This window comes from Pseudonocardia sp. 73-21, from assembly GCF_001899645.1.
In the GTDB taxonomy this organism is placed as follows: domain Bacteria; phylum Actinomycetota; class Actinomycetes; order Mycobacteriales; family Pseudonocardiaceae; genus Pseudonocardia.
In genome coordinates this window covers 1-26,533 of record NZ_MKVV01000097.1, presented here as the reverse complement: position 1 = coordinate 26,533, position 26,533 = coordinate 1, and the positions used below count along the sequence as shown (strand labels likewise).

Genomic DNA, 26,533 nt, shown 5'->3' with positions numbered 1-26,533 from the left:
CGGCATGGATCGCCACGACGTCACCCTGACCGTCAACGGCCGCACGTCCACCGTGTCGGTGGAGCCCCGCAAGCTGCTCGTCGACGTGCTGCGCGAGGACCTCGGGCTCACCGGCACCCACGTCGGCTGCGAGCACGGCGTCTGCGGCACCTGCACGGTGCTGCGCGACGGCGAGAGCATCCGCTCCTGCACCACGTTCGCGGTGCAGGTCGACGGCGCGGAGATCCGCACCGTCGAGGGGCTGGCCAAGGGCGCGGAGCTGCACCCGCTGCAGGACGAGTTCTGGGACAAGCAGGGTCTGCAGTGCGGCTACTGCACACCCGGGATGCTCATGCGCGCCTGCGAGATCATCGAGGGGAACCCCGACGTGACGCACGACCAGGTGCGCGAGGGCATCGCGAGCAACCTCTGCCGGTGCACCGGCTACCAGTTCATCACCGAGGCCGTCTGCGCCGCCGCGGCGCGGATGAAGGCCGACTCTGCCGAGACGACCGGAGCCCAGGCATGACCACGATGGACCGCCCGGACGCACCGCCCGTCCGCACGCACAAGGAGAACCGCAAGTGGGTCGGGCAGTCGATCCGCCGCGTCGAGGACCCCAAGTTCCTGCGCGGGCGCGGCGGCTACATCGGTGACATGACGGTGCCCGGCATGCTGCACGCCGCCGTGCTGCGCAGCCCGCACGCCCACGCCCGGATCACCGGCATCGACGCCGCCGAGGCGCTCGCCGCCCCGGGTGTGCACGCCGTGATCACGGGTGCACAGGCCGCGCAGCTGTGCGACCCGCTGCCCGACTTCGGGCCCGACCCGGCCAAACACACCTGGCGCTGCCTCGCCGTGGACAAGGTGCGCTACGTCGGCGAGGGCGTCGCCGTGGTGGTGGCCGACAGCCGCTACCTGGCCGAGGATGCGCTCGCGCTGATCGACGTGGAGTACGAGCCGCTGCCCGCCGTCGTCGACCCGGAACGGGCGCTGGCGGACGGGGCGCCGCTCGTCCACGACGACCTGGGCTCCAACTGCGCCTACGAGCGCACGTTCGACTTCGGGGACGTGGAAAGGGACTTCGCCGAGGCCGATGTGATCGTCACCGACCGGCTGCGCTGGCACCGCTCGGGCGGCCAGCCGCTGGAGACCGTCGGCGCGCTCGCCGACTTCGACCACGCCACCGGCGAGCTCACCGTGCACACCAACTCGCTGAGCTTCACCAGCTACCTGTTCATGGTGGCCGGCACGATGAAGATCCCGGCCAACAAGCTCGACATCCGCCCCGTCCCGGCCGGCGGCAGCTTCGGCTCGAAGCTGTTCGCCACCAAGCCCGCGGTGATCGCCGGGATGTGCTCGCGCGAGGTCGGGCATCCCGTGCAGTACCTCGAGGACCGCGTCGACAACATCTCCAACTGCGACCACCACGGCTCCGACCGCGTGTACGACGTGCGCCTGGCCATGATGCGCGACGGCACCATCCGCGGCATCGACATCGACACCGTCGAGGACTACGGCGCCTACATCCAGTTCGGCGTCGGCCACCACGGCAACGCCCTCGCCCAGGTCGTCGGCCCGTACGCGATGACGAGCGTGCGCTACCGGGTGCGTGCGGCGATGACGAACAAGAACCAGCAGGGCGCCTACCGCGGCTTCGGCTCCGAGGTGAACAACTGGATGCTCGAGCAGATGGTGGACAAGGCCGCCCGCGAGCTCGACCTCGACCCGGTCGCGATCCGGCGTCAGAACTTCATCCGCGAGTTCCCGCACTTCATCCCCACCGGCAACGTCTACGACTCCGGTGACTACGACGGCGTCCTGGACAAGGCGCTGGAGCTCTCGGACTACAAGCACTGGCGCGCCGAGCAGGCGAAGGCCCGCGAGGAGGGCCGCTGCATCGGCATCGGGCTGATCACCGCGCAGGAGCGCTCGGTGTTCTCCGCGACCGAGTTCTGGTTCTGGTTCGACGAGCCCGGTGCGCCGGTGACGTCGATGCCGGAGAGCGTGACGCTCAAGGTCGACGCCACCGGCGGCATCACCGCCACGCTGTACTCCTGCGCGTTCTGGGGCAACTCCCCGGAGACGATGGTGGCGCAGCTCGTCGCGGAGGAGTTCGACTGCGACCCGCACGACGTCGCGATCGTCTACCAGGGCAGCAAGAACGGCCTGCCCGCCACGGGTCCGGGCGGCTCGCGCACCACGGTGATGCTCGCCGGTGCCGTCGAGGGCGCCACCGCGAAGATCAAGGCGAAGGCGCTGCGCGCGGCCGCGCACCTGCTGGAGGCCAACCCCGACGACATGGAGTGGGTGGACGGCGGCTTCCAGGTCAAGGGCGTGCCCGAGCAGCGCAAGAGCCTCGCCGACATCGCGGTGATGCTGCACCTGTTCAAGCACAGCTTCCCCGAGGACATGGAGAGCGGGCTCGAGGACTCCAAGGTCTTCGACCACCCGTACACGACGATGCCCTCGGCCGACCGCAAGGACCTCGGCGTCTTCTACCCGTTCATGGGCCACGCCTGCCACGTGCCCGTGGTGGAGGTGGACCTCGAGACCGGCAGCGTCTCGTTCCTCGCCTACGCCGCCGTGCACGACTGCGGCACCCTGGTGAACCCGCGCTCGCTGGCCGGCCACATCGTCGGCGGTACCGCGCAGGGTATAGGCACGGCGCTCTACGAGGAGTTCGTCTACGACGACGACGGGCAGCTGCTCACCTCCAGCTACCTCGACTACCTCATCCCGTCGGCGATGGAGGTGCCGGAGCTGAAGATCGGCCACCACGAGACGCCGTCGCCGTACACGCTGCACGGCATCAAGGGTGGTGGCGAGGGCGGCCGGATGATGGCGCCCGCGGCGATCAACGTGGCGGTCAACGACGCACTGGCGCACCTCGGGGTCCGCGTGACGGAGCTGCCGATCACCCCGGACCGCCTGCGCGCGGCCATCCGCGCCGCGAAGTCCCGCGAGTCGGGGTGACGATGCGCGCGAGTCGGGGTCTGCGTGCGGGGGTGTCGCGGTGAGCGTGCGCGTCGCCGTCGTCACCGGGGCCAACCGTGGCATCGGGCGCGCCATCGCCGTCGCGCTCGGTGCCGCGGGGTTCGCCGTGGCCGTCACGGCACGCGACCCCGCGACGCTGAAGGAGACCGTCGACGACGTCGAGGCCGGCGGGGGCACCGCGCTCGCGCTGGCGTGCGACGTCCGCGACGAGGCGTCGGTGGCGGACATGGCCGCCGCCGCGATGGAGCTCGGGACGGTGCACACCGTCGTCGCCAACGCCGGGATCGCCGGGCCGACTGCGCCGCTGCACGAGATCGCGCTCGCCGACTGGCGCGACTGCGTCGCCACCGACCTCGACGGGGTGTTCCTCACCTTCCGCGCGTTCGCCCCGGCGCTGATCGCGGCGGGGGAGGGCAGCATGATCGGCGTCTCGTCGATGACGGGCAAGCGCCCGCTGCACGGCCGCACGCCCTACGCGGCCGCGAAGATGGGCGTGATCGGCCTGGTCCGGACGCTCGCAGTGGAGCTGGGCCCGCACGGCATCCGCGTCAACGCGGTCTGCCCGGGCGCGGTGGCCGGCCCCCGCATCGACGACGTGATCGCCCGCCAGGCTGCCGCGCGCGGCATCAGCGCGGCCGAGGCGCTCGCCGCCTTCACCGGGGCGTCGCCGCTCGGGCGGCTCGTCGTGGCGGGGGAGGTGGCGGCGGCGTGCGCCTACCTCGCCTCCGACGCCGCGGCGTCGATCACCGGCGAGGACATGAACGTGACCGCAGGCGTCGTGATGTATTGAGGAGCCGACCATGCAGCTGATCGACCTGTCCCAGGACATCTACGAGGGCATGAAGGTCTACCCGGGCCACCTGAAGACCGTGCAGTTCGACCACGCCACGCACGAGGAGACCGCCCCGCGCTTCGACAGCGGGTTCTCCTTCCAGACCACCGGGTTCATGCTCAACGACAACGGGCCCACCCACGTCGACTCCTTCTCCCACCTCGACCCGGACCCGTCCGCCGAGACCATCGAGAAGATGTCGCTGGACCTGTTCTACGGCACCGCCGTGTGCCTCGACGTCACCGAGTTCAAGCCCCAGACCGACATCACCGCCGAGGACCTCGACCGGATCGTCGCCGACTCGCCGGTGGACGTGCGGCGCGGCGACATCGTGCTCTTCCACACCGCGACCTGGAACCGGTACAACGGCGACAAACGCTACCTCAGCGAGTTCGCGGGGCTCGGCGCGTCGGCCAGCGAATGGATCGTGGAGAAGGGGATCAAGACGTTCGGCGTCGACAGCCCGACGCCCGACAACCCCGCGAGCACCAGCTACCCGTGCCACATGATGTGCCGCCGTGAGCACATCACCCACTACGAGAACCTGGCGAACCTCGACAAGATTGTGAACACCCGGTTCACCTTCGTCGGCTTCCCGCTCAAGCTCCAGGGAGCTCACGGCGGTCCGACCCGAGCCGTGGCGCTGGTGGGCTGAGCGAGGTGGTACTGGACTGGCTGATAGCCGTCCTCTGCCTGCTGGCGTTGCTGGCTGCGACCAGTAATGTCGACCTCCAGCTCCGTTTCGATCCTTGCTCGGCTACGGCAGGATGTCGACCTCGATGTGTTCGGGGTGGACCACGCTGAAGTGGCGGCGGTCGGTGGTAAGGATCGTGGTGATGGGGCGGCGACGGCGATGGCGTCGGAGCCGCGGAGTGGAAGTCGGCTCGCGCAGCGGGCGCTGGCACTGGGCACAGGTTCCGGCCGGTCCGCCGCCTGCTCGACCGGGAACCGGTGCTTCTGATGCTCGGGCCGGATCTGCGCCGCGATGCCATGCGTCGCGCGCGGGTGGCCGAGGATGAGATCCGCCAGCTGCTGCGCCTGGGCGGCATCGGCGACCGGGCCGACGTCGGGTGCGTTGTGCTGGAACGCACCGGGCAGATCAGCGTCGTGCGGGCGGGGATCGACGAGTCGCTCCTCGTGGATGTCCTGCGGACCCCGAGGTGACGCCGAGCAGTCCACTCGGCGGACCGATCGGCTGACCGCCGCCGCGGCGGCCCCGACGCTGAGCGCATGTCACTCACCGAAGAGGATGTCCGACGGCTCGCCGCGGAACTCCGCGAGGCCGAGCTGCGCGCGGCCCCGATCCGCCCGATCAGCGACCGGCACCCGGACGCCGACATCGCCGACGCCTACCGCATCCAGCTCGAGGTGACGCGGTTGCGCGTCGCGGAGGGCGACGCGGTGCGCGGACACAAGGTCGGCCTGACCGCGCGGGTGATGCAGCAGCAGTTCGGTGTGGACCAGCCCGACTTCGGCCACCTCTTCGGGTCGATGTTCCACCCCGAGGGGACCCCGTTGCCCGTCGACGCCCTGATCGCGCCGCGGGTCGAGCCGGAGCTGGCGTTCGTCCTGGACCGGCCCCTGCAGGGCCCCGGGGTGACCGTGGCCGACGTGCTGGCCGCCACCGCGTTCGTACTCCCCGCACTGGAGATCATCGACTCCCGGATCACCGACTGGCGGATCGGGATCGTCGACACCGTGGCTGACAACGCCTCCTCGGCCAGGGTGGTGCTCGGCGGCACTCGAACCCCCATCGCCGGACTCGACCCGCGCCTCATGGGTGTCGTGTTGCGGCGCAACGGGGAGATCGTCGAGACCGGCGCCGGCGGCGCGGTGCTCGGCAACCCGGCACAGGCGGTCGCCTGGCTGGCCACCACCATCGCCGGCAGCGGTGGGAGCCTGCGCGCCGGTGACCTGATCATGCCGGGGACCTGCACGCGCGCTGTAGACATGCAGCCGGGCGACACCGTCCGCGCCGACTTCGAGCACCTCGGCCACGTCGGGGTCGCGTTCAGCGCCGGTCGGGAGCGGGCGGCATGAGCGACGTGCGAACCTGGGCCGGCCGGCTCGACGACGCGGCGACGCGCTGCACGCCGGTCGCGCCGTTGACCGGCGACGGCCTCGCCGACACCGCGACCGCCTACCGCGTGCAGAGCGCGCTGGTTGACCTTCGGCTCGGCCGGGGCGAGCGGCTCGTCGGCGGCAAGCTCGGCCTCACCAGCCGTGCCAAGCAGCTCGCGATGGGCGTCGACACGCCGCTGTACGGGCTCGTCACCAGCGGGATGGTGCGCCGGTCGGGCACCCGACTGTCGCTGAAGGAGATGATCCATCCCCGGGTGGAGCCGGAGATCGCGTTCGTCCTCGGCGAGCCGCTGGAGGGCCCCGGGGTGACCGTCGCCGACGTCCTCGCCGCCACCCGCTACGTCTGCCCGGCGCTCGACGTGATCGACAGCCGGTACGAGGGGTTCCGGTTCACCCACCTCGACGCGGTGGCCGACAACGCGTCCTCGGCCGCGTTCGCGCTGGGGGACGACCTCGTCGCGCCGACCGGCGACCTCGCGCTCGCCGGCTGCGTGCTGGAGGTCGACGGCCGGGTCGTCGAGTCCGCCGCCGGGGCGGCCGTGATGGGTCATCCCGCCGCCGCCGTCGCGTTCATGGCCGACCGGCTCGTCGAGGTCGGCCGCCGGCTCGAGGCCGGCTGGGTCGTCCTGTCCGGGGGCCTGACCGCCCCCGTCCCGCTCACGCCGGGCAGCACCGTCACCGCGACTCTCAGCGGTCTCGGCAGCGTCACCCTCGGCGCCGATCACTAGGAGCGCACCATGCCGTTCATCCAGGTCAACCTGGGCGCGGGCCGGACCACCGACCAGAAGGACGCCCTGATCCGCGCGGTCTCCGCCGCTGCGGCCGACGCGCTCGCCGTGCCCGAGGCGTCGGTGCGGGTGTGGATCGTCGAGGTGCCGGTCACCGAGGTGCTCGTCGGCGGCCAGACCCTCGCCGAGAAGCAGGCGGCGCAGGGACAGGGCGCGTCGCGATGACCCACGTCGTGCTGGTGCACGGCGGCTGGCACGGTCCGTGGTGCTGGGCGGACCAGATCGCCGCGCTGGAGCGCCGCGGGCACAGGGCCACCGCCGTGACCCTGCCCTCGGACGAGCTCGACGCCGGCGCCGACCGCTACGCCGATGTGATCGCGGCGGCGGTGCGCGAACCGGGTCGCGACGTCGTCGTCGGGCACTCGCTGGCCGGGCTGGCCATCCCGCTCGTACCGGAGCGGGTGCCGGTGGCGGCGCTGGTGTTCCTCGCCGCGCTGCTCCCCGACCCCGGCCGGTCGTGGAAGCAGCAGCTCGGCGCCGGCCGCCCGATGGCCGAGTGGTTCTACACCGAGGCGCTGCCGAAGCAGGGCCGCGACGAGCACGGCCGGTCCGTCTGGCCGGTCGACGTGGCGGCCGAGCTCTTCTACCACGACTGCGTGCCGTCGACGGCGGAGTGGGCGGCCGCGCAGCTGCGCCCGCAGTCGCCCGCCCCGATCGCCGAGACCACTCCCCTGACCACCTACCCGGACGTGCCGATGCACTACGTCGGTTGCCGCGCCGATCGCGCCGTCTCCGCGGCGTGGGCGGCGGAGACAGCGCGCGCCCGGCTCGGCCGCGAGCCGACCTGGATCGACGGCTCGCACAGCCCGTTCCTCGCCGACCCGGACGGGTTGGCCGAGGTGTTGCTGACCACCGTGACGGAGCAGGAGGACCGATGACCGGCGCGCTCGCGAAACCCACGACGGCCGAGCTGGTGCACGAGGCGGAGCAGTTCCTCTACCTCGAGGCCGCCCTGCTCGACGACTGGCGGCTCGACGACTGGTTCGCCCTCATGCACCCCGAGGTGATCTACCGGGTGCCCGCCCCCGGCTCGGACCACCTGGACCCACGGCACACCCTGCAGGTCATCCACGACGACCACCTGCGCCTCGGCGGCCGCGTCACCCGCCTCAAGAGCAAGCACGCGCATGCCGAGAGCCCGCACTCGCGGACCCGCAGGCTGGTGTCGAACGTGCGTGCCGAGCAGGACGGGCCGCACGTCGTGGTGCATGCCAACTTCCACGTGATGCGCACCCGGCTGGGCCAGCTCGACCACTTCCTCGGCGCCTACCGCTACGTCCTCGCGCGCGACGGGGACGGCTTCCTGGTGCGGGAACGCGTGGCGACCCTCGACCACGGGATCGTCGAGGCGGGCGGCACCGTCTCGATCATCCTCTGAGTCGCCGTGCTCGACCTGCACACCCACGTCGTCCCGCCGCGGACACCGTTCCTCGACCGGCTGGTGGCGTCCGATGCGCGCTGGGCTCGGCTCGAACCCGCCGGGGCCACCGGCGACGTCCTCGTCGCTGGGAAGGTCTTCCGCACCGTGCGTCGGGTCGCGTGGGACCTCGCCGCCCGCCGGGTGGACGCCGCGGCCGCGGGGGCGACGGGGCAGCTGCTCTCGGCGATGCCCGAGCTGTTCGCGGGCTGGGCCTCGGCCGGCGACGGCCTCGCCTACGCCCGCGCCTTCAACGACTGGCTCGCCGAGGAGATCGGGCCGCACGACGGCTTCTACACCGGTCTGGGAGTGGTGCCGCTGCGCGATCCCGACGGTGCTGCGGCGCTGCTCGCCGACATCGCGGCGGCCGGGCTGGTCGGGGTCGAGGTGCCTGCGCAGCCGCCGACCGCCGCGCTGCACGCCCCCGTGTGGGCCGGGTTCCTCGACGAGGCCGCCCGGTTGGGCCTGCTCGTGTTCGTGCACGCCGTCGGGGGTGCCGCTGCGGCGGACTACCCGCACCCGATGGCGGCCAACGGCGCCCTGTTCCCGGCCAGCATCGGCACGGCGATCGGCGGCCTCATCGCGACCGGTGCGATCGCGGCCCGCCCCGGGCTGCGGCTGCTGGCCAGTCACGGTGGCGGCTCGCTGATCACCGAGCTGCCCCGCATCGACTTCCTGCGCGACTCCACGCCGGCGCTGCGCGAGCTGATGCCCGAGCCGGCCGCCCGGTCGGCTCGCCGGCTCTGGTACGACCCGCTGCTGTTCGATCCCGCGCTGGTCCGGCACCTCGCCGACGTGGTGGGCGCCGACCGGGTCGTGCTGGGGACCGACCACCCGTTCATGCCGGCCGACCCGGTCGCCTTCCTCGACGGCCCGGGGCTGCCGGAGGGCTTCGCCGCGGCCGTCCGCACGCACAACCCGGCAGCCCTGCTGGAGCTGCTGACGTCCTAGCGAAGGAGCTGGAGACATGACCGAACTGCTCGAACCCGCCACCACGGCCACCGCCACCGCGGGGATGGTCGACGACCGGCCCGATGACGGCTGCTTCCGTGTCGACCGGGCCGCACTCGTCGACGACGCGGTGTTCGCCGAGGAACAGCGGACGATCTTCGACAAGTGCTGGCTCTACGTCGGGCACGTCTCCGAGGTCGGTGACCCCGGCGACTTCCGCGCCCGCACCGTCGCCGGCCGGCCGCTGGTGCTGTGGCGGGGCAGCGACGGTGAGGTCCGGGTCTTCCTCAACGCGTGCCGCCATCGGGGTGCGCAGCTCTGCCGGGTGCCGCAGGGCAACGCGCGCGGGATGTCGTGCTTCTACCACGCCTGGACCTACGCCAGCGACGGGCGGCTGACCGGGCTGCCCGACGCCGACGGGTACGGCCCGGCGTTCGACCGCTCCCGCTTCGGGCTGAACGCGCCGCCACGCGTCGAGGTCTACCGCGGGTTCGTCTTCTGCTGCTTCGACCCCGACGCCGTCGGGCTGCCCGAGTACCTGGGGCAGGCGCGGGAGTACCTCGACCTGGTCGCCGACCAGTCCCCGGAGATGGAGGTGGTCGAGGGGGTGCACGAGTACTCGATGGAGGCGAACTGGAAGCTCTTCGTCGAGAACAGCCTCGACGGCTACCACCTGATCCCGCTGCACCGCACCTACTTCGACTACCTCAAGTCGACCGAGGACTCCTACCTCGATCCGCGCAAGCCCACCGAGGCCCGCGACCTTGGCAACGGCCACGCCGTGATCACCGTCGAGGGGCCGTGGGCGCGGCCGGTGGCGCGCTGGACGCCGGCGATGGGGGAGGAGAACCGGGAGTACGTCGAGGCGCGCCGCGCCGAGTTGGAGAGCCGGTTCGATGCGGAACGGGCCCAGCGGATCGCGACGACCGACCGGAACCTGCTGGTCTTCCCGAACCTCGTCGTCAACGACATCATGGGCGTGGTGGTCCGCACCATCACGCCGACGTCCGCGGGGCGGACCGTCATCGCGCAGTGGACGCTGGCCACCAAGGGCGAGCCCGAGTCCGTCCGGGCCCGCCGGCTCGACTCGTACGTGACCTTCCAGGGGCCGGGCGGGCTGGCCACCCCCGACGACATGGAGGCCTGCGAGAGCTGCCAGCAGGGGTTCGCGACCGCCGCCGAGTCGCCGTGGTCGGACATCTCGCGCGGCATCCACAAGGAGGCCGCGGGCGGTCCGTTCACCGCGGCGGACGAGATCCAGCAGCGCGCGTTCTGGCGCAGGTGGCGGGACATGGTCGGCGCCGGGTGACACCGGGCCGCGACGCGAGGTGGCGCGATGCGCATCAGCACGGACGAGGCGGGGGAGCAGCGCTCGGTCGGTGACCGGCTGCTGCTCATCCTCGACACGGTGGCCGGCGCACCGGGCGAGATCGGGCTCAGCGAGCTCGCCCGCCAGACCGGTCTGAAGAAGGCCACTGTGCATCGCCTGGCCACCGATCTGGTGGCGCACCGGATGCTGGAGCGCGGCGGCTACGGGTACCGGCTCGGGCTGCACCTGTTCGAGCTGGGCCAGCACGTCCCCGCCTCGCGGCGGCTGCGCGCCACCGCCCTTCCCCACATGTCCGACCTGCTGATCGCGACCGGCGAGATGGTCCAGCTCGGGGTGCTCGACGGCGCCGAGATCGTCTACGTCGAGAAGCTGACCGGGCGGCACAGCATCCCCGCGCCGTCCGCCGTCGGGTCGCGGCTGCCGGCCTACTGCACCGGTCTCGGCAAGGCGATGCTGGCGTTCAGCGAGGACTCCGCGGTCGAGCGGGTGCTGGCGGCGCCCATGCCGGCGCGCACCGGGACCACGATCACCGACCCCGCACGGTTCCGCCGGGAGCTGGACCGCATCCGGGAGACCGGGGTCGCCTACGACCGGGAGGAAGGCACGCGCGGCATCGTCTGCGTGGCGTCAGCGATCGTGGTCGAGAGCTACGTCGGCCGGGACGGCAACCGCGCCGTCGCGGGCCTGTCCATCACCGGGCCCGCCCAGCGCCTCCAGCCGGTGCGGCTGGAGGCGGCCGTGCGCACCGCGGCGCTGGCCATCAGCCGCAGCCTCGGCTTCCCGTCGCTGGCGCGCTGACGGGATCTTCGAACCTCGCCGTCACCAGATCCGCGATTCGCCGTCATGGTTTCCGCGACTCGCGGCCAGTCACGGGCCGGCGCACCCGGCGTCGGTCTCCCCGGCCGGGCGGTGCACCGTCACCGTGGTCGCGCCGTCGAACCACGCGGAGAGCGCGTGCCCCGGGCGCAGCGGTGTCGCCGCGGTGAGGCCACCGGTGATGATCAGCTCCCCGGCCTGCAGCCCTCGGCCGCGCGCGGCCAGCTCACCGGCCAGCCAGGCCACCCCGTGCAGCGGGTGCCCGCCCGCGGCCGCGGACGTCGCGGTCGCCAGCGTGGCGCCGTCCTCGGTCAGCTCGACGGCGATCCGGTGGCAGCGCAGCGGATCGACCTCGAGCGCCGGGCCGAGCACGACGCCGGCCGCCGACGAGCCGTCGGCGGTGTTCTGCGCGGCCGTGAAGCGGTAGCCGTGCCAGATCGAGTCGACGACCTCCAGGCAGGCCCGCACCTCGGCGACCGCGTCGGCGACCGCGTCGAGCAGGAGCCCGGCGCCTGACAGGTCGCGGGCCAGGACGATCCCGATCTCCGGTTCGACCCGCGGATGGAGGAAGCCGACGGCGTCGGCGCCGTCGCGCAGCACCATGTCGTCGAGCAGCGGGCCGTAGTTCGGTGCCGACACACCCATCTGCTGCCGCATCACCGCCGAGGTGTAGCCGAGCTTCCAGCCGATGTGGCAGCGGCTTTCGCGCAGCCGCAGCGCCGTCAGCCGGTCCTGCACCTGGTAGGCCTCGTCGAGCAAGAGCTCCGTCGCCTCCCGCGCGGCGTCGAGCAGCGTGTGGCCGCTCCGCGCGCGGTGCAGGAGCGCGGCCAGGCGGTCGACGTCGGCGGCGTGGTTCTCGATCACGTCGGTCACCCCTCGATCGTGCGGTCCGCGGCCCACGCACGGAACCCCACCGGTCCACTGGCCGGTCCGTGGCGTGGCCGCCCGCATCCACCGTTCCGAGACTCGGCAGCACCACCCGCTCGACGACGAGGAGGAGCACGATGGCCGAGGTCCTGGGGCTCGGGGTCACCCACTACCCGCCGCTCAGCGGCACGGACGACAACCTCACGAGGGTCTTCCGGGGTGCGCTCGCTGATCCGAAGCTGCCCGCGGAACTGCGTGATCCTGCGAACTGGCCCGAACAGGCCCGCCGCGAGTGGGCCGACGACGAGGGCGTCACCGCCGGCCGGGCGCACCGCGCCGAGCTGCTCGACGGGTTCCGCCGCACCCGCGCCGCGCTCGACGAGTTCCGCCCCGACGTCGTGCTGATCTGGGGCGACGACCAGTACGAGAACTTCCGCGAGGACCTCGTCCCGCCGTACGCCGTGCTGGCCTACGAGGACAAGGTCGTGCACCCGTGGCGGCACGCCGACGAGTCCTCGAACATGAAGGGCAAGCCGAACGTCTGGGGCGAGGACGAGGCCACCGCGCGCACCATCCGCGGCCACCGGCCCTTCGCCCGCCACCTCGTCGAGGCGCTGATGGCGCGCGGCGTGGACGTGCCCTACGCCTACGAGCCGCTGCACCACCCCGGGTTCGCGCACGCCTTCCTCAACACCGTGCTCTACCTGGACTACGACCGCACAGGCTTCGACTACCCGGTCGTCGCCTTCCCGCTGAACTGCTACGGCCGCAAGGTGATCAGCTACCAGGGCGACATCACCCCGCTCGGCGTCGAGCGGGAGCTCGACCCGCCATCGCCCAGCCCGTCCCGGATCATGGACGTCGGCGCGGCCGTCGCCCGGATCTGCGCGGACAGCCCGTACCGGGTCGCACTGGTCGCGAGCTCCAGCTGGTCGCACAGCTTCCTCGTCGACTCCACGTTCCGGCTCTTCCCCGACTCGGCCGCCGACGAGCGCATGTACGCGGCGCTCGTCGCCGGCGACCACGCGGTGTGGCAGCACACCACGCTGGAGGACGCGGAGAAGGCCGGGCAGCAGGAGCTGCTCAACTGGTGGGCGCTCGTGGGCGCCATGCGCGAGTTGGGCGTGGCGCCGAGCTGGACGAGCTTCGCCGCCTCGAACATCTTCGTGTCGAACAAGGTCTTCGCGATCTACGACGGGGCGGTGCGGTGAACCGCCCGGTCGACGTGGCGGTGATCGGGGCGGGCCCGACCGGCCTGTTCGCGGCCTTCTATGCGGGCATGCGCGGCCTGTCGGTGGCGCTGGTCGACGCCCTGCCCGAGCCGGGTGGCCAGATCAGCGCCCTCTATCCGGAGAAGATCATCCGCGACGTGGCGGGGTTCCCGGCCGTCAAGGGCCGTGACCTCGTCGGAGCGCTCGTGGAGCAGGCCCGCTCGGCCGACCCCGAGATGCTCCTCGGGCGACAGGCCACCGACCTCGACGACCTGCCCGGCGGACGGTTCCGGCTCGGTTTCGCCGACGGCGGCTGTGTCGAGGCGGGCGCGGTGGTCGTGACCGGAGGCATCGGGACCTTCACCCCGCGCGCCCTCCCGTGCGGCGAGGAGTTCCTCGGCCGCGGCCTGAGCTACTTCGTGCCCGACCCGGCCGAGCTCGCCGGCCGGCGGGTCCTCGTCGTCGGCGGCGGCGACTCCGCCTTCGACTGGGCCGATGCGTTGCAGCACACGGCCCAGGTCACCGTCGTGCACCGCCGCGACACCTTCCGCGCCCACCGGCACACCGTGGATCAGGTGCTGGCCGGACCCGCGGTGGTCCGCACCGCCGCGGTGGTCGAACGCCTCCGCGGCGACCACCGCGTCCGCGCGGCGGCCCTGCGCGACACGACCACCGACGAGATCGTCGAGATCGAGTGCGACCACGTCGTGGCCGCGCTGGGCTTCGTCGCGAACCCCGGGCCGCTGCTGCGCTGGGGCCTCGACGTGACGGATCGGAAGATCGTCGTCGACCCCGCGATGCGGACCTCGCGGCCCGGAGTCTTCGCCGCGGGTGACGTCTGCACCTACCCCGGCCGCGTGCCGCTGATCGCCGTCGGTTTCGGCGAGGCGGCCACCGCGGTCAACCACGCCGCGGTCCGGCTCGACCCGACCGCGTCGACCTTCCCCGGCCATTCGACGGACGCCGCGGCCCAACCGGTCGCGCTGTCCGCCTGAGCAGACAGGAGCACACCGTGACCTTCGTCGTGACCGACGCCTGCGTCGACGTCCTCGACCGGTCCTGCCTGGAGGAGTGCCCGGTCGACTGCATCTACGAGGGCGACCGCAAGATGTACGTCAACCCCGTCGAGTGCATCGACTGCGGCGCCTGCGAGCAGGCCTGCCCCACCGCGGCGGCCGTCGCCGACCGCGCCATCGCCGGTACCGCGGCCGCCTGGAACACCGTCGACAACGCCGCCTTCTTCGACGTCGTCCTACCCGGCCGGGACACCCCGCTCGGAACACCCGGCGGGGCGACGCACCTCGGCCCGGTCGGCACCGACACCGCAGCCGTCGCGGCACTGCCCCCGCGCTGAACCCCCTGGAGGACCCGTGACCACCACCGAGAACCGGCCCGTCGCCGGCACCGATCCCCGCACCGGACAGGAGCTGCCGACCGGGATCGTCGAGAGCACCCCGGACGAGGTCCGCGCGACCACCGCGGCCGCGCTCGCCGTCGCGCCCGCGCTGGCCGCCCTCGACCGCACCCGCCGCGCCGGTCTGCTGCGCTCGCAGGCCGACGCGCTGGAATCCGCCCGCGGCCGGATCGTCGAAGTCGCCGACGCCGAGACCGCGCTCGGCGCCGCCCGGCTGAACGGCGAGCTGACCCGCACGGCGTTCCAGTTCCGCTTCTTCGCCGACGTCGTCGACGACGGCGGCTTCCTGGAAGCCGCGATCGACCACGCCGGGCCGACGCCGATGGGTCCGCGGCCGGACCTGCGCCGGATGCTGGTGCCGATCGGTCCGGTGGCGGTGTTCGGTGCGAGCAACTTCCCGCTGGCCTTCTCCGTGCCCGGCGGCGACACCGCGTCCGCGCTGGCCGCGGGCAACCCCGTCGTCGTCAAGGCGCACAACTCGCATCCGGCGACCGCGCAGCTCGTCCACGAGGTCCTGACCGCGGCGCTCCCGGCGGGCGCCCTCGGGCTGGTGTTCGGCCGGGAGGCCGGCCGGCAGCTCGTGGCCGACCCGGCGATCCGGGCGGTGGGCTTCACCGGTTCGCTCTCCGGCGGGCGTGCCCTGCTCGACATCATCGACGCGCGGCCCGATCCCGTCCCGTTCTACGGGGAGCTGTCCAGCCTCAACGCGCTGGTCGTCACGGAGGCGGCGGCCCGCGAACGCGGGGCCGAGATCGGGGCCGCGCTGGTCGGGTCCGTGACCGGATCGGCCGGGCAGCTGTGCACCAAACCGGGGCTGGTGCTGGTCCCGACCGGGCCGGCCGGGGACGCGGTGGTCGACGCCGCGGCCACGGCACTGCGCGCCGCCGAGGTGGTGCCGCTGCTCAACGAGCGGATCCACCACTCCTACCTGGCCGACACCGAGCAGCTCCGCTCTGCTCCCGGGGTGCAGACCATCGCGACGGGCCGGCCGACGGCAGCCGGGTTCGGGGTCGCGCCGCTGCTGGTCGGCGCCGCCGCGGACGCCGTGCCGGCCGAGGCGTTCGCCGAGTACTTCGGCCCGGCGGTGGTCGTCGTGCGCTACGCCGAGCCGGCCGAGCTGGGATCGGTGATCGCGCAGCTGCCCGCGTCGCTCACGGCGACCCTGCACGTGGGCGCCGGGGAGCGGGTACCCGACCTGGTCGCCGCGCTCGGCCGCACGGCCGGGCGCATCGTCTTCGACGGCTTCCCGACCGGTGTGGCGGTGAGCTGGGCCCAGCACCACGGTGGCCCGTGGCCGGCCACCAACAGCCTGCACACCTCCGTCGGGGCGACCGCGGTCCGGCGCTTCCTGCGCCCGCTGACCTGGCAGGACGCGCCGGAGCACGCACTGCCGCCCGAACTGCGCGACACCCCGGAGCCGACGCTCCCGCGCCGCGTCGACGGGCGGCTGGAGCCGGCGGTCGAGCGGTCCTGAGCTGCGGTCCACTGCCCGGACCGAGCGGCCCCGTCGATGAACGTCGGCGAGGGCTTCGACATCCTCGTGATGGCCTTCGCGGCGTCCGGGGTCGCGGCGGAGTGGGGGCTGGGCGCCGCGCAGATCGGCGTGCTGCTCAGCAGCGGCCTGATCGGGATGGCGCTGGGCTCCGCGCTCGTCGCCCCGCTCGGCGACCGCATCGGGCGTCGACCAATGACGCTCGCGTGCCTCGCGATCGCCACGGTCGGGATGGGGTTCTCGGCGCTCACCACCGGGTTCGCCTCGGCCGCCGTCGCCTGGGCGCTGAGCACGGCCACGCAGGTGCCGGCCAGCGACACCCCGAGCACACCGATCCGGAGCGCGGCCCACCCGAGGAACAGCACCACCGCGTAGCGCAGCGCGGAGACCTGTGCCCACAGCGCCGTCGCTGGCACGGCGGAGATCAGCACCCGCAGCGCCACCGTCTCGGCCCGACGCGTGCGGGCCGCGCCACGCGACCGCGCGTTCTCCCGCTGGCTCGACGACGTCGAGAAGGTCGTGTTCTCGACGACCCTCACGGACCTGCCGTGGCGCAACTCGCGACTCGCGGACGGTGACCCCGTGGCGACGGTCGAGCAGTTGCGGGAGCAGGGGGGCGGCGACATCGTCGTGCTCGCCAGCGGCAGCGTCATCAAGGCCCTGCTGGCGGCCGACGAGCTCGACCGGCTGAGCATCACCCAGTGCCCGGAGATCGCCGGCGGCGGCGTGCGCCTGTTCGACGACGGGCTGCCGGGCGGGTCGTGGACCCTGACCCACTCGGCCCCGACGGAGTCCGGCGCACTCCGCCTGCTCTACGACCGCATCCGCGGCTGAGCGGGATGGAAACGGCCCCGCGGCGATCCGCCGCGGGGCCGCGTGTCAGTGGTAGGGCTTGTGCGGGATGGCCGCGTCGTTGAGCTGCTGGTCCATGTCCACCCAGATGGCGTCGTCCTCGATCTTGCACGCGTAGACCGGGATCGGGGCCACGGCCGGCACGCCCTTCGGCTCACCCGTGCGCAGGTCGAAGCAGGAGTTGTGGGCGGGGCAGATCAGCGTGTCGTCCTCCTGCAGGTAGCCCTCGTTGAGGGGCTGCTGCTGGTGGGTGCAGGTGTTGTGCACCGCCGCGACCTCGTCCTCGTAGAGCCGGACGAGACAGACGGGCTCGCCGGCGAGCTGGACGAGCATCATGTCGCCCTCCTCGAGCTGGTCGAGATCGGCAACCGCTTCCCATGCCATGTGTCCTCCTAGGTGCGTTGCCGGGGCTTGGGCAGTGAGCCCCGGATCTCGATCCAGCCGTTCTTGACCCGAGTCGGGAGCACAGGCTGGGGCGTGTGGGCGGGGCCGCGGACGATGTGGCCGTCGCGCAGGTCGAACCGGGCCCCGTGCAACGGGCACTCGACGATGCAGCCGTCGACCTCGCCGCGGCTGAGCACCCCACCGGCGTGGCTGCAGACGTTCTCGATGGCGTACAGCTGATCGCCGGAGCGGTGGAGCAGGACGTGGCGGCCCTCGACCTCGACGCCCGTGGGCACGCCGTCGGGCAGCTCCTCGTCGGCCACGGCCCGGACCCACCGGTTGGGTCCCGACGACGTCGCCACCCGGTTGACCATGACGGCACGGCCCTGCACGAGGTGCCCGCCGACGTAACCGGCCGCCCCCGTGACGCCCATGCTGGCCGCGCCGAGCACGCGGGCGGTGCCGCGGTGCCCGGACAGGCGGGCGGCCAGCGACGCGCCCTGGAGCGCGCAGCCGGCGAGGTTCAGCACGCCGTGGAACAGCCCGACGCGGCGGTCCTCGTCGTCGCTCACGGTCCAGTCGGTGACCCCGGTGGCGACGGTGGCCGCGGCGGCCAGGAGACCGGCCGCACTCAGCGCCGCCGCGGGGTCCAGCCGCCCGTCGTCGGGAGGGCCGTCCCGGTCGAGCACGTCCAGCACGAGCGAACTCGACCAGAACCCGATCGGGAGGTCGCTCAGCGCGGCGTGCAGCGAGTGCCCGGCCCAGCGGCCGCCGTGCATCAGCTCGACGACGATGTTGTCGCGGTGCCGGTCGTAGAGCGGCTGCACCACGCCGGTGACGCCGTCGTTGAGGGTGTGCAGCCACTTCCACTTGCCGACGGCGGCGAGGGCGTCCTGGTGCCAGGTCGTCAGGATCGACATCGACGGTTTCCGCTCCTCGCTGTCGGGGTGATCAGCGGACGGTCCCACCTCTGCCGAGTGACGGCCGTCTCATCGTGCGACTCCCGGGGGTCACCTTCCCGGAGAGCGCCTGTGCCGTGACGGCGGCCAGGCCCGTCGGGATCGTGGTGCGCGCACCCGCGCCGGCGCGGACCACGCCGTTGCGACCGCCCTCCACCACGGCCGCGGCGGTCGGTGCGTCGACGGTGACCCACAAGATCACTGCTCTCCCCTCCGGGGCGTGTGGTGTACGCCGTCACCTGGTCGGTGTGCGGATCGTCCCGGGATGATGAAACGGTGACCACCGAGGAGCTCGTCGTCGAGTTCGCTCTGACGCGCCTCGACAACCCCGGCCTCGACCTCGAGGAGACCGCCGCGCTGGTGGTCCGCAGGCTGGGCCCGGAGGGGATGATGCAGTTCGCGTCGCAGAACCTGGCCGTGCGCGACGAGCTGCGGGGCGGGGCGTTCGAGTCGGCGGTGGAGTACGTGGTGCGGACGGTCCTGAAACTGCGCGACGGCGACGACTGAGGCCGCGTGCGCGGGCGCGGGTGGGTCCTGTGGAAGAACCTGATCACGATCGCGGGAGCCGATGCGCCCCCGGGCGACGTGCTGGTGGACCGCCGGGTGCTGGGCGAGTTCCTCGCCGGGTGACCGGGATCTCGATCCCAGGACCGTGAGTACCGGGTACCCCGCGGTGTCCAACCGTTGACAGGTGAAGCAGCACCCCAGGAGGAAACTCGCATGTCCGACCGCCACGTGGTGCCCGCCGAAGATGGCTGGCAGATCGAGAAGGACGGCGCGAAGCGCGCAAGCGCCAAGGCCCCGACCCAGGCCGAGGCGATCAAGCGTGCCCTGGAGATCGTCTCCAACGACGGCGGCGGCCAGGTCGTCGTCCACGGCTCCGACGGGGCCGTCCGCGAGACCCGCACCGTCGCCGCCGGGGCGGAGGACACCACGGCCCAGGCCGCGGCGACCGCCGTGTCGTCGGCCGCCCAGGGGGCGAAGGCCACCGCCGGCAAGGCGGCCGGGACCGTGCCCGGTCCCGCGAAGGCCACCGCCGACGACGCCCGCGGCACCGCGAAGAAGAGCGCGGGCAAGGTCGAGCGTGCCGCCGACAAGGCCGCCGACGACGCCCGCGGCGGCGTCGCCGACATCGCCGACGAGGTCTCGGCCGCCGCCGACCGCAGGAAGAAGGGGCGCGCCGCCGCCGCGGACGCCGCCACCTCCGCCAAGGCCGCCGCCACGACGATCGGCGACACCGTGGCCGACACGGGTCGCGAGGTGACCGACGACGTCGCCGCCGCGGGCCGCCGCGCCGGGGCGCGGGCGGAGAAGGTCGCCGACGAGGCCGGCGACGCGCTCGTCGCGGGTGCGGACCGGACCGCCGAGGTGGGCGCGGGCGTGGGTGACCAGCTCGAGGGCGCCTCGCAGCGCGCGGGCCGCTACATCCACTCCTTCACCGAGCAGGCCGCGCGTCCGATCGACGCCGCCTCGCAGGCGCTCAACCCGGTGCGGATCGCCGGGCGCACCGTCGGGGTCGTGGTCGCGGGGGCACTGCACGTCGGGGCCGTCATCACCAGCCGTGGCACCCGCCGGGCCCGTCGCTCGGCGCGTTCGCTCACCGGTCGGCGCTGAGCTCGCTCATCTGACCCAGCTGCACGGCGTGGGTCATGCGCAGGGTGGTGGCCAGCCACAGCAGGATGTCGTGCAGGCGCAGCCGGGTCGGCCGGGCGTCCCCGAGCAGGGACGCCACGGTCGACTCGAGCTCGCCCAGCACCTCGGCGTTGGCCTGCAGCTCGCGCCGGACCACGGCCTCGACGCCGCTGTCACCCTCCTCGACGTGGGGCAGCAGCGCCCGGCGCGTGGAGCGCGTGAGGTGCGGGACCAGGTCGGGGTGGCGGTGGTGCAGGGCCGCGAGGACGTGGCCGGGATGCTCCCCGGCGGCCCGGCCGATCCCGCGCAGCGCCGCGCCGACGGTGCCGGGCTCGCCGAGCACCGACAGCTCGTCGTCGGGCAGCTCCCAGAGCGCGCGCCCGTCCGCGCGGGCGACCGCGGCCTCGACGAGTGGGCGGACGCGCACGAGCGCGTCGTGGACGTCGACCCAGCCGGCGCGGTCCAGGCGGCCGTGCAGCAACTCGCCCACGAGGACGTCGAGGTCGCCGGGCGGGCCCACCGGGCGTGCGTCGAACCGCGCCCAGCCGAACGCCGGAACCTGCACCCACCGGCCCCGGGGCGAGTCCGGGGACCGGAACCGCATGGGCCGCCGCCCCCGGGCGTACCCGAGGACGGCGGCGAGTGCGGTGTCGAAGGCCCACGCGTCGGGTCCGGTGCTGGGCAGCAGCAACGGCGCATCGATCACGGGGCCATCCTGCCGGACGGGCCGGCAGTTCGGCGATCAGGCGAAGGTGATCAGGCGAAGGTGATCAGCGGCTTGATGATCCCGTCGTCCTTGCTCGTCATCATCGAGAACGCCTCGGGCACGTCGTCGAAGGCGAAGGTGTGGGTGGTCATCGGCGTCGGGTCGATGCGGCCCGACGTCATCAGGCGGAACAGGCGGTTCATCCGCTCGTTCCCCCCGGGACAGAGCCCGGTGTGGATGGACTTGTCGTTCATGCCGAGCCCGAACGCGTCGAGCGGCAACTGGAGCGGGTTCGGGTTCTCGCCGTGGTAACCGATGTTCGACACGCGCCCGCCCGCTTTCGTGACGCGTAGACAGGCCTCGAACGTCTGCGGGAATCCGAACGCCTCGATCGCGGCGTCGACGCCCACGCCGCCGGTCATGTCCATGATCTGTTCGACGGGGTCGCCCTGGGTGAAGTCGACGATGTCGTCGGCGCCGAACCGCTTCGCCAGCGCCTGACGCTCCGGGCGGGACTCCACCGCGATGATGCGGCCGGCGCCCATCAGGTTGGCGCCCATCGTGGCGCAGAGCCCGACGGGGCCCTGGGCGAACACGGCCACCGTCTCGCCGAACTGCAGGTAGGCGTGCTCGGCACCCATGAACCCGGTGGTCAGCATGTCGCAGGTGTAGACGGCCTGGGCGTCGGTGAGGTCGTCGGGGATCGGCGTCAGGTTGGCCTGGGCCGCCGGCACGACGAAGTACTCGGCCATGTTGCCGTCCATCTGGACGGTGTACTTGTAGCCGCCGAGCGGGCCGCCGCACTGGCTGGTGAAGCCGCGCTGGCAGTAGCTGCAGCGGTAGCAGGGCGTCACGGCGCAGACCGCGACGCGCTGGCCCTCCTCGAACCCGGTGACCGCGGACCCCAGCTTGTGGATCACCCCGACCGACTCGTGGCCCAGCGTGCGCCCGTCCGGGACGGGCAGCGCGCCCTTGACGGTGTGGACGTCGGAGGTGCAGATCAACGCGGCCGTGGTGCGGACGATCGCCTCCTCCGGCCCGGGCTCCGGAATCGGCTTCTCCACCACACCGGTCTCGCCGACCTTTTTGATCACGAACGCGCGCATCGTTCCGGGCATGAAACGGCTCCTTTGCCGGTGGGTGGATTCTCAGTATGGAGAGGAACGGATCACCGACCCCCCGTATGACCGGGTGATTCCCGATCGGAGTAGAACCACCCACATGCCACGTGCCGCTGTCACCATTCACACCGCCGACGGTGAATGCGCCGCCACCCTGCACACGCCGAACGGCGCAGGCCCCTGGCCCGCCGTGATCCTCTTTCCCGATGCGGGCGGCGTGCGCGACACGTTCCTCGGCATGGCCGACCGGCTCGCGGGCCTCGGCTACGCCACGCTGCTGCCCGACGTCTACTACCGGTACGGCGGTTTCGAGCCCTTCGACATGGCCACCGTCTTCTCCGACGAGGACCAGCGCAACCGGCTGATGGAGATGGTCGGCAGCCTCACCAACGACATGATCGTCGCCGACGCCGGCGCGTTCCTCGACTTCCTCGCGGGACGCCCCGAGGTGACCGGTGGCGCCGTCGGCACCACGGGGTACTGCATGGGTGGGCGGGTGTCGATGCTCGTCGCCGGCAGCCACCCCGAGCGGGTGGCGGCCGCCGCGTCGTTCCACGGCGGGCGCATCGCCGTCGAGGACGACCCGACCAGCCCGCACCTGCTCGCCGACCGCATCCGCGCAACCGTCTACGTGGCGGGTGCGGAGAACGACGGCTCGTTCACCCCGGAGCAGTCCACGTTGCTCGACGACGCCCTCACCGCGGCGGGGGTGGACCACACGGTGGAGTTCTACCCGGCCGCGCACGGCTTCGCGGTACCCGACAACCCCACCTACGACGTCGTGGCCGAGCAGCGGCACTGGGAGGCGCTGGAGCGGTTGTACGGGGCGGCGCTCGCCTGAGCTACGCCGCCCGGGTGGTGCGGGGGAGGCGGTCCAGCTTCGCGTAGGCGTCGGTCACCCGGGCCCGTGCCAGCGCCGAGCGGAGCCGCCTGCGGACCTCCACGGGGTCGTAGGGCTGGAAGCAGCGGCAGCGGTCGTCGCCGACGGTGACGTCGCCGCAGCGGTCGCAGATCGTGACGCTCACGACGACCAGCTCACGAGGGCCGAGCGTTCGGCCTCCGAGAGCCCGCCCCACACCCCGTAGGGCTCCCGGGTGGCGAGCGAGTAGCGACGGCACTCCTCGATGACCGGGCAGGTCTCGCAGATCTCCTTGGCGCGGCGCACCCGCGCCCGCCGCGACGGGCCGCGTTCGCGGGTGGGGTGGAAGAAGACCGCGCTGTCGAGATCGCGGCAGGCGCCGCGCATCTGCCAGTCCCAGTTGTCGGTGATCGGGGCCGGGAGGCGCCCGACGTCGGTCATGACGCCGCCGTCGCGGCGCGGGCCGCGGACACCGTCGGAAAGACGGCGACGCCGTTCGCGGCGGTGGAGTACAGGGCGCGCAGGACGCCCCGCGTGTCGGCCACCACGGAGAACCGCAGGTGGCACCGGTCGGCGCGCTCCCGCGCCTCCCCCAGGGATCCGCCCGCGCGGGCCCCGAGGAACAGCACCCCGCACAGGTCCACGATCAGCGTGCGGCAGCCCGGGAGGTCGAGACCGTCGGCGAGGCACGCGTCGAACGCCGGTGCGGAGCTCAGGTCGATGTCCCCGATGGCAGTGATGACGACCTCGCCACCCGCAGCGGTCGTGGTCACCAACGTGAGCAGCCCGCTCTCGTCGACCAGTTCGAGACTTCCGGCGACGGACACGGTCACCAACTCCTCGGGCTCTCCACGGAAGGACGTGGGTGCCGCCGAGGACCGGAGCGGGACGCTGACTCGTCGCAGAAATCTCTGCGACTGTGACGACCATCGCACACCCGTGGCGCGCTGGCAACGGGTCGTCAGATACCGGTGATCCGGTCCGCCTCGATGGTGAGCAGCAGCCGGACCTGGTCGCGCCCGCCGAACCACGGGTAGGGCGTGCCGAGGTAGCGCTGGGCGAGGGTCTCGATGTGCTCGGCGGCGCCGTCGGTGGTCACGTCGACGACGCGCCCGCGCACCGCGGAGTACCGGGCCGGCGTGGCCGGGTCGGAGACGGCGAGCGCCACCCGCGGGTCGCGCTCGATGTTGCGCGCCTTCTGGTGCCCGCGCACGGTGTTGATCAGGATGTTCGTGCCGTCGGTGTCCACCCAGGTCAGCGTGATCTGCGGGGATCCGTCGGGCATCAGGGTGGTGAGGAAGCAGGAGCTCGGCTGCCGAAGCAGGCCCAGCAGCGCGTCAGGCAGGTTCATGGTGTCTTCTCTCATCGGATTGTCGATCCGGCGGGGAGCCGTTCGTGTGGAAGGTGACCAGCCGTACCCAGAGAGGCCGTGTTCGATGAGCCAGTACCTGCTCAGCATCTACCAGCCCGACGGCGACATCCCGCCGCCCGCGGTCCTGGACCCGATCATGCGTGACGTCGACGCGGTGGCGCGGGACGCGAAGGCGGCGGGGGTGTGGGTCTTCTCGGCAGGCCTGTTCCCGTCGAGCACCGCCACCGTGCTGCGACCCGAGGGGGCCGACGTGCTGGTCACCGACGGCCCGTTCACCGAGGGCAAGGAGCACCTGGGTGGGATCACCGTCATCGACGTGCCCGATCTCGACGCCGCCCTGGAGTGGAGCCGCCGGTTCGCCGTGGCCCTGACCCTGCCGGTCGAGGTGCGGCCCGTGAGCGGCTCCGGCTGATGGACGTCGCCCGCGTCTTCCGGGCCGAGCACGGGCGGGCGGTGGCGGTGCTCGTGCGGGCCCTCGGCGACATCGACCTCGCCGAGGACGCCGTGCAGGAGGCCTTCGTCGCGGCCGCGGCCCGCTGGCCGTGCGAGGGCCTGCCGCCCAGCCCCGCCGGCTGGATCATCACCACCGCCCGCAACCGGGCGATCGACCGGCTGCGCCGCGAGGCCACCCGTGACGACCGCCACGCGCAGGCCGCGCTGCTGCACGCGCGCGACGTGCCCGTCGAGGAGGAGCCCGTGCGCGACGACCGCCTGCGCCTGATCTTCACGTGCTGCCACCCGGCGCTCGCGCCCGCTGCGCGCGTCGCCCTCACACTGCGGCTGCTCGGCGGGCTGTCCACACCGGAGATCGCCCGCGCCTTCCTCGTGCCCGAGCCGACGATGGCGCAGCGGATCGTGCGGGCCAAGGGCAAGATCCGCGACGCCCGCATTCCCTACCGGGTGCCCACCGAGGCCGAGCTGCCGGACCGCCTGGCCGCGGTGCTCGCCGTCGTCTACCTGGTCTTCAACGAGGGCTACACGGCGAGCTCGGGCGACCGGCTGGTCCGGGCGGAGCTGTGCGCCGAGGCCGTCCGGCTCGGGCGGCTGCTCGCCGAGCTGATGCCCGACGAGCCCGAGGTCCTCGGCCTGCTGGCGCTGATGCTGCTGATCGAGTCGCGTCGCCCCGCCCGCACCACTCCCGAGGGCGCGCTCGTGCTGCTCGCCGACCAGGACCGGTCCCGCTGGGACGCCCGGCTCGTCGCGGAGGGGCAGGCGCTGGTGCGGGAGTGCGTGCGGCGCAACCGGCCCGGGCCCTACCAGATCCAGGCCGCGATCAACGCCGTCCACAGCGACGGGCCCGGTGCGGCGGCCACGGACTGGCGCCAGATCCTCGCCCTCTACGACCAGCTCCTCGCAGTGGCCCCGAGCCCGGTGGTGGCGCTGCACCGGGCCGTCGCGGTGGCCGAGGTCGACGGACCGCAGGTGGCGCTCGCCGTGGTCGACGCGCTGCCCCCGGTGGCCGGCCACCTCCGGCACGCCGTGCGCGCGGACCTGCTGCGGCGGCTCGACCGGGCCGCCGAGGCCGTCGCCGCCTACGACGCCGCCATCGAGCTCACCGGCAACGAGGTGGAGCGGGCGTTCCTCCGGGCCCGGCGTTCCCCGTTGGTGTGATCGTTGTTGCGAATTCGTGATCTGTCGTCGACCGGGGGCTCCGGCGACCCGTCAGGCGGTTCCGAGAATCACCGATGAGCTGCGTGAACACCGCGGTAACCGATTCCCGACCCCGGCAAACGTCATTGTGATAGCCGTCACGCGACCGTGCGGGAAAGGCGTCGGGGAGTTCCGTCGTCAGGTGTCGTCGTGAATCTTCGCTGTTACCTTCCCATGACATGCCCGCTCCTCCCGTACTGCCCGACGACCGCGACCAGCTCCGCCCCCCGGTGGTGATCGGTCGTCCGTCGCCGGGCGATGCGGGAGCGTGCCACGAGCTCGTGAAGGCCACGGGAGTGCTCGACGTCAACTCGCGCTACGCCTACGCGATCTGGTTCCGGGACTTCTCCACCACGTCCGTCATCGCCCGGATCGAGAGCGACCTCGCGGGTTTCGTCACCGGTTACCGGCGCCCCGACGAGCCGTCGACGCTGGTCGTCTGGCAGGTGGCCGTCGACGCCTCCGCCCGCGGCCGGGGCGTCGCCGGCGCGATGCTCGACACGCTGTTCGACGGTGTGCCCGACGTCGACCACATGGAAACCACGATCACGCCCGACAACGACGGTTCGATCGCCCTGTTCAGCCGCTTCGCGCAACGGCGGTCCGCCGATGTCGTGCACAGCGAACTGTTCGGCTCGGAGGTGCTCGGGGCCGAGCACCTGCCCGAGATTCTCTTCCGGATCGGCCCGATTACCTGAGGATGATGTTGACATGACCGTGTTCGATGACCTGGAGTCCCAGGTTCGCAGCTACTGCCGTTCCTGGCCTGTTGTCTTCGACACCGCCGTCGGGTCGCGTCTGACCGATGTCGACGGCAATTCC

The 26,533-nt window shown here is 72.8% G+C and carries 34 protein-coding genes and 1 pseudogene; 25 read left to right on the top strand and 10 right to left on the bottom strand.

The genetic code is table 11. From position 1 onward, the window contains the following. Positions 1-4: 4 nt before the first annotated feature. The 13 genes and pseudogenes from BGP03_RS31105 to BGP03_RS31045 all read left to right on the top strand — a co-directional run bounded on the left by BGP03_RS31105 (position 5) and on the right by BGP03_RS31045 (position 11,174). Positions 5-508 (top strand): (2Fe-2S)-binding protein, encoded by a 504-nt coding sequence (locus BGP03_RS31105; RefSeq protein WP_298799540.1) that lies wholly within the window; start codon positions 5-7, stop codon positions 506-508. Then, entirely contained in the window at positions 505-2,955 is a 2,451-nt protein-coding gene (locus tag BGP03_RS31100) for a xanthine dehydrogenase family protein molybdopterin-binding subunit (RefSeq protein WP_298799541.1), read from the top strand. Before BGP03_RS31105 ends, BGP03_RS31100 begins: the two co-directional genes overlap by 4 nt. Before the next feature lie 40 nt (positions 2,956-2,995). Next, positions 2,996-3,766: an SDR family NAD(P)-dependent oxidoreductase gene (locus BGP03_RS31095; RefSeq protein ID WP_298799542.1), complete on the top strand. Its 771-nt coding sequence runs from the start codon at positions 2,996-2,998 to the stop codon at positions 3,764-3,766. Positions 3,767-3,776: 10 nt separating this feature from the next. Further along, positions 3,777-4,463, top strand: a complete 687-nt coding sequence (locus tag BGP03_RS31090) for a cyclase family protein (RefSeq protein WP_298799543.1) — start codon at positions 3,777-3,779, stop codon at positions 4,461-4,463. 269 nt (positions 4,464-4,732) lie between these two features. Continuing rightward, positions 4,733-4,972: pseudogene (locus tag BGP03_RS31085) on the top strand (YetF domain-containing protein); the annotation flags it as partial. Between the two features lie 66 nt (positions 4,973-5,038). Then, positions 5,039-5,848: a 2-keto-4-pentenoate hydratase gene (locus tag BGP03_RS31080; RefSeq protein WP_296376872.1), complete on the top strand. Its 810-nt coding sequence runs from the start codon at positions 5,039-5,041 to the stop codon at positions 5,846-5,848. After that, positions 5,845-6,618, top strand: a complete 774-nt coding sequence (locus BGP03_RS31075; RefSeq protein WP_296376870.1) for a fumarylacetoacetate hydrolase family protein — start codon at positions 5,845-5,847, stop codon at positions 6,616-6,618. Before BGP03_RS31080 ends, BGP03_RS31075 begins: the two co-directional genes overlap by 4 nt. A gap of 9 nt (positions 6,619-6,627) precedes the next feature. Continuing rightward, a complete protein-coding gene (locus tag BGP03_RS31070) occupies positions 6,628-6,843 on the top strand; it encodes a tautomerase family protein (protein ID WP_296376868.1) in 216 nt (71 codons plus the stop codon). Continuing rightward, positions 6,840-7,556 carry an alpha/beta hydrolase gene (locus BGP03_RS31065; protein ID WP_296376867.1) on the top strand — a complete coding sequence of 239 codons (717 nt, stop codon included), beginning with the start codon at positions 6,840-6,842 and terminating at the stop codon, positions 7,554-7,556. Before BGP03_RS31070 ends, BGP03_RS31065 begins: the two co-directional genes overlap by 4 nt. Next, complete coding sequence (locus tag BGP03_RS31060) at positions 7,553-8,056, top strand: aromatic-ring-hydroxylating dioxygenase subunit beta (protein WP_298799545.1); 504 nt, start codon at positions 7,553-7,555, stop codon at positions 8,054-8,056. Before BGP03_RS31065 ends, BGP03_RS31060 begins: the two co-directional genes overlap by 4 nt. A 6-nt stretch (positions 8,057-8,062) precedes the next feature. After that, entirely contained in the window at positions 8,063-9,046 is a 984-nt protein-coding gene (locus BGP03_RS31055) for an amidohydrolase family protein (RefSeq protein WP_298799546.1), read from the top strand. 16 nt (positions 9,047-9,062) lie between these two features. Further along, a complete protein-coding gene (locus tag BGP03_RS31050) occupies positions 9,063-10,355 on the top strand; it encodes an aromatic ring-hydroxylating dioxygenase subunit alpha (RefSeq protein ID WP_296376861.1) in 1,293 nt (430 codons plus the stop codon). Positions 10,356-10,382: 27 nt separating this feature from the next. After that, complete coding sequence (locus BGP03_RS31045; protein ID WP_296376859.1) at positions 10,383-11,174, top strand: IclR family transcriptional regulator; 792 nt, start codon at positions 10,383-10,385, stop codon at positions 11,172-11,174. Between the two features lie 69 nt (positions 11,175-11,243). Here BGP03_RS31045 and BGP03_RS31040 read toward each other — a convergent pair whose 3' ends face one another. Further along, positions 11,244-12,065: a fumarylacetoacetate hydrolase family protein gene (locus BGP03_RS31040; RefSeq protein WP_296376857.1), complete on the bottom strand. Its 822-nt coding sequence runs from the start codon at positions 12,063-12,065 to the stop codon at positions 11,244-11,246. 131 nt (positions 12,066-12,196) lie between these two features. Here BGP03_RS31040 and BGP03_RS31035 point away from each other — a divergent pair, with 131 nt between their 5' ends. From BGP03_RS31035 to BGP03_RS31010, 6 genes are all read left to right on the top strand, one after another. Next, on the top strand, positions 12,197-13,270 hold the full coding sequence (locus tag BGP03_RS31035) for an extradiol ring-cleavage dioxygenase (protein WP_296376855.1): 1,074 nt from the start codon (positions 12,197-12,199) through the stop codon (positions 13,268-13,270). Beyond that, positions 13,267-14,265: an NAD(P)/FAD-dependent oxidoreductase gene (locus tag BGP03_RS31030; RefSeq protein WP_296376853.1), complete on the top strand. Its 999-nt coding sequence runs from the start codon at positions 13,267-13,269 to the stop codon at positions 14,263-14,265. The genes BGP03_RS31035 and BGP03_RS31030 overlap by 4 nt, the downstream gene beginning before the upstream one ends. A 17-nt stretch (positions 14,266-14,282) precedes the next feature. Next, a complete protein-coding gene (gene fdxA, locus BGP03_RS31025) occupies positions 14,283-14,624 on the top strand; it encodes a ferredoxin (RefSeq protein WP_296376852.1) in 342 nt (113 codons plus the stop codon). A gap of 16 nt (positions 14,625-14,640) precedes the next feature. After that, on the top strand, positions 14,641-16,158 hold the full coding sequence (locus BGP03_RS31020; RefSeq protein WP_296376849.1) for an aldehyde dehydrogenase (NADP(+)): 1,518 nt from the start codon (positions 14,641-14,643) through the stop codon (positions 16,156-16,158). Between the two features lie 36 nt (positions 16,159-16,194). Further along, the gene (locus BGP03_RS31015; RefSeq protein ID WP_296376848.1) at positions 16,195-16,551 is read left to right on the top strand and encodes an MFS transporter; all 357 of its coding nucleotides are present in this window, start codon (positions 16,195-16,197) and stop codon (positions 16,549-16,551) included. An 84-nt stretch (positions 16,552-16,635) separates the two neighbouring features. Then, positions 16,636-17,010 carry a dihydrofolate reductase family protein gene (locus BGP03_RS31010; protein ID WP_363094807.1) on the top strand — a complete coding sequence of 125 codons (375 nt, stop codon included), beginning with the start codon at positions 16,636-16,638 and terminating at the stop codon, positions 17,008-17,010. A 45-nt stretch (positions 17,011-17,055) separates the two neighbouring features. Here the strand turns inward: BGP03_RS31010 and BGP03_RS31005 are convergent, their stop codons facing one another. The 3 genes from BGP03_RS31005 to BGP03_RS30995 are packed head-to-tail and all read right to left on the bottom strand — an operon-like array spanning position 17,056 to position 18,573. Beyond that, on the bottom strand, positions 17,056-17,412 hold the full coding sequence (locus BGP03_RS31005; protein ID WP_172157074.1) for a non-heme iron oxygenase ferredoxin subunit: 357 nt from the start codon (positions 17,410-17,412) through the stop codon (positions 17,056-17,058). Between the two features lie 8 nt (positions 17,413-17,420). After that, positions 17,421-18,332, bottom strand: coding sequence for a non-heme iron oxygenase ferredoxin subunit (locus BGP03_RS31000; RefSeq protein ID WP_296376842.1), 912 nt, complete (start codon positions 18,330-18,332; stop codon positions 17,421-17,423). A gap of 31 nt (positions 18,333-18,363) precedes the next feature. After that, positions 18,364-18,573, bottom strand: a complete 210-nt coding sequence (locus BGP03_RS30995; RefSeq protein WP_298799547.1) for a hypothetical protein — start codon at positions 18,571-18,573, stop codon at positions 18,364-18,366. Between the two features lie 74 nt (positions 18,574-18,647). Between BGP03_RS30995 and BGP03_RS30990 the strand changes: the two genes are divergently transcribed. Together BGP03_RS30990 and BGP03_RS30985 are read left to right on the top strand one after the other, a co-directional pair. Continuing rightward, on the top strand, positions 18,648-18,878 hold the full coding sequence (locus BGP03_RS30990) for a hypothetical protein (RefSeq protein WP_296376840.1): 231 nt from the start codon (positions 18,648-18,650) through the stop codon (positions 18,876-18,878). A 213-nt stretch (positions 18,879-19,091) separates the two neighbouring features. After that, positions 19,092-19,985, top strand: a complete 894-nt coding sequence (locus tag BGP03_RS30985) for a DUF2188 domain-containing protein (RefSeq protein WP_298799548.1) — start codon at positions 19,092-19,094, stop codon at positions 19,983-19,985. Here BGP03_RS30985 and BGP03_RS30980 read toward each other — a convergent pair. Continuing rightward, positions 19,969-20,709 carry a hypothetical protein gene (locus BGP03_RS30980; protein ID WP_298799549.1) on the bottom strand — a complete coding sequence of 247 codons (741 nt, stop codon included), beginning with the start codon at positions 20,707-20,709 and terminating at the stop codon, positions 19,969-19,971. The genes BGP03_RS30985 and BGP03_RS30980 overlap by 17 nt on opposite strands. A gap of 50 nt (positions 20,710-20,759) precedes the next feature. Then, the gene (locus BGP03_RS30975; RefSeq protein ID WP_296376834.1) at positions 20,760-21,827 is read right to left on the bottom strand and encodes an NAD(P)-dependent alcohol dehydrogenase; all 1,068 of its coding nucleotides are present in this window, start codon (positions 21,825-21,827) and stop codon (positions 20,760-20,762) included. Between the two features lie 103 nt (positions 21,828-21,930). Here BGP03_RS30975 and BGP03_RS30970 point away from each other — a divergent pair, with 103 nt between their 5' ends. Further along, on the top strand, positions 21,931-22,671 hold the full coding sequence (locus BGP03_RS30970; RefSeq protein WP_296376832.1) for a dienelactone hydrolase family protein: 741 nt from the start codon (positions 21,931-21,933) through the stop codon (positions 22,669-22,671). Between the two features lies 1 nt (position 22,672). Here BGP03_RS30970 and BGP03_RS30965 read toward each other — a convergent pair whose 3' ends face one another. The 4 genes from BGP03_RS30965 to BGP03_RS30950 form a co-directional block, all read right to left on the bottom strand. Beyond that, positions 22,673-22,855 carry a hypothetical protein gene (locus BGP03_RS30965; protein WP_296376830.1) on the bottom strand — a complete coding sequence of 61 codons (183 nt, stop codon included), beginning with the start codon at positions 22,853-22,855 and terminating at the stop codon, positions 22,673-22,675. Next, positions 22,852-23,130 (bottom strand): WhiB family transcriptional regulator, encoded by a 279-nt coding sequence (locus BGP03_RS30960; RefSeq protein WP_298799550.1) that lies wholly within the window; start codon positions 23,128-23,130, stop codon positions 22,852-22,854. Before BGP03_RS30960 ends, BGP03_RS30965 begins: the two co-directional genes overlap by 4 nt. After that, entirely contained in the window at positions 23,127-23,522 is a 396-nt protein-coding gene (locus BGP03_RS30955; protein ID WP_298799551.1) for an STAS domain-containing protein, read from the bottom strand. The genes BGP03_RS30960 and BGP03_RS30955 overlap by 4 nt, the downstream gene beginning before the upstream one ends. A gap of 128 nt (positions 23,523-23,650) precedes the next feature. Further along, positions 23,651-24,040: a PPOX class F420-dependent oxidoreductase gene (locus BGP03_RS30950; protein ID WP_296376824.1), complete on the bottom strand. Its 390-nt coding sequence runs from the start codon at positions 24,038-24,040 to the stop codon at positions 23,651-23,653. Between the two features lie 85 nt (positions 24,041-24,125). Between BGP03_RS30950 and BGP03_RS30945 the strand changes: the two genes are divergently transcribed. The 3 genes from BGP03_RS30945 (at position 24,126) to ectA (ending at position 26,409) form a co-directional block, all read left to right on the top strand. Next, positions 24,126-24,473: a YciI family protein gene (locus BGP03_RS30945; protein ID WP_298799552.1), complete on the top strand. Its 348-nt coding sequence runs from the start codon at positions 24,126-24,128 to the stop codon at positions 24,471-24,473. After that, positions 24,473-25,672: an RNA polymerase sigma factor gene (locus BGP03_RS30940; protein WP_298799553.1), complete on the top strand. Its 1,200-nt coding sequence runs from the start codon at positions 24,473-24,475 to the stop codon at positions 25,670-25,672. The genes BGP03_RS30945 and BGP03_RS30940 overlap by 1 nt, the downstream gene beginning before the upstream one ends. A gap of 218 nt (positions 25,673-25,890) precedes the next feature. After that, complete coding sequence (gene ectA, locus BGP03_RS30935; protein ID WP_296376820.1) at positions 25,891-26,409, top strand: diaminobutyrate acetyltransferase; 519 nt, start codon at positions 25,891-25,893, stop codon at positions 26,407-26,409. Positions 26,410-26,533 lie beyond the last annotated feature (124 nt).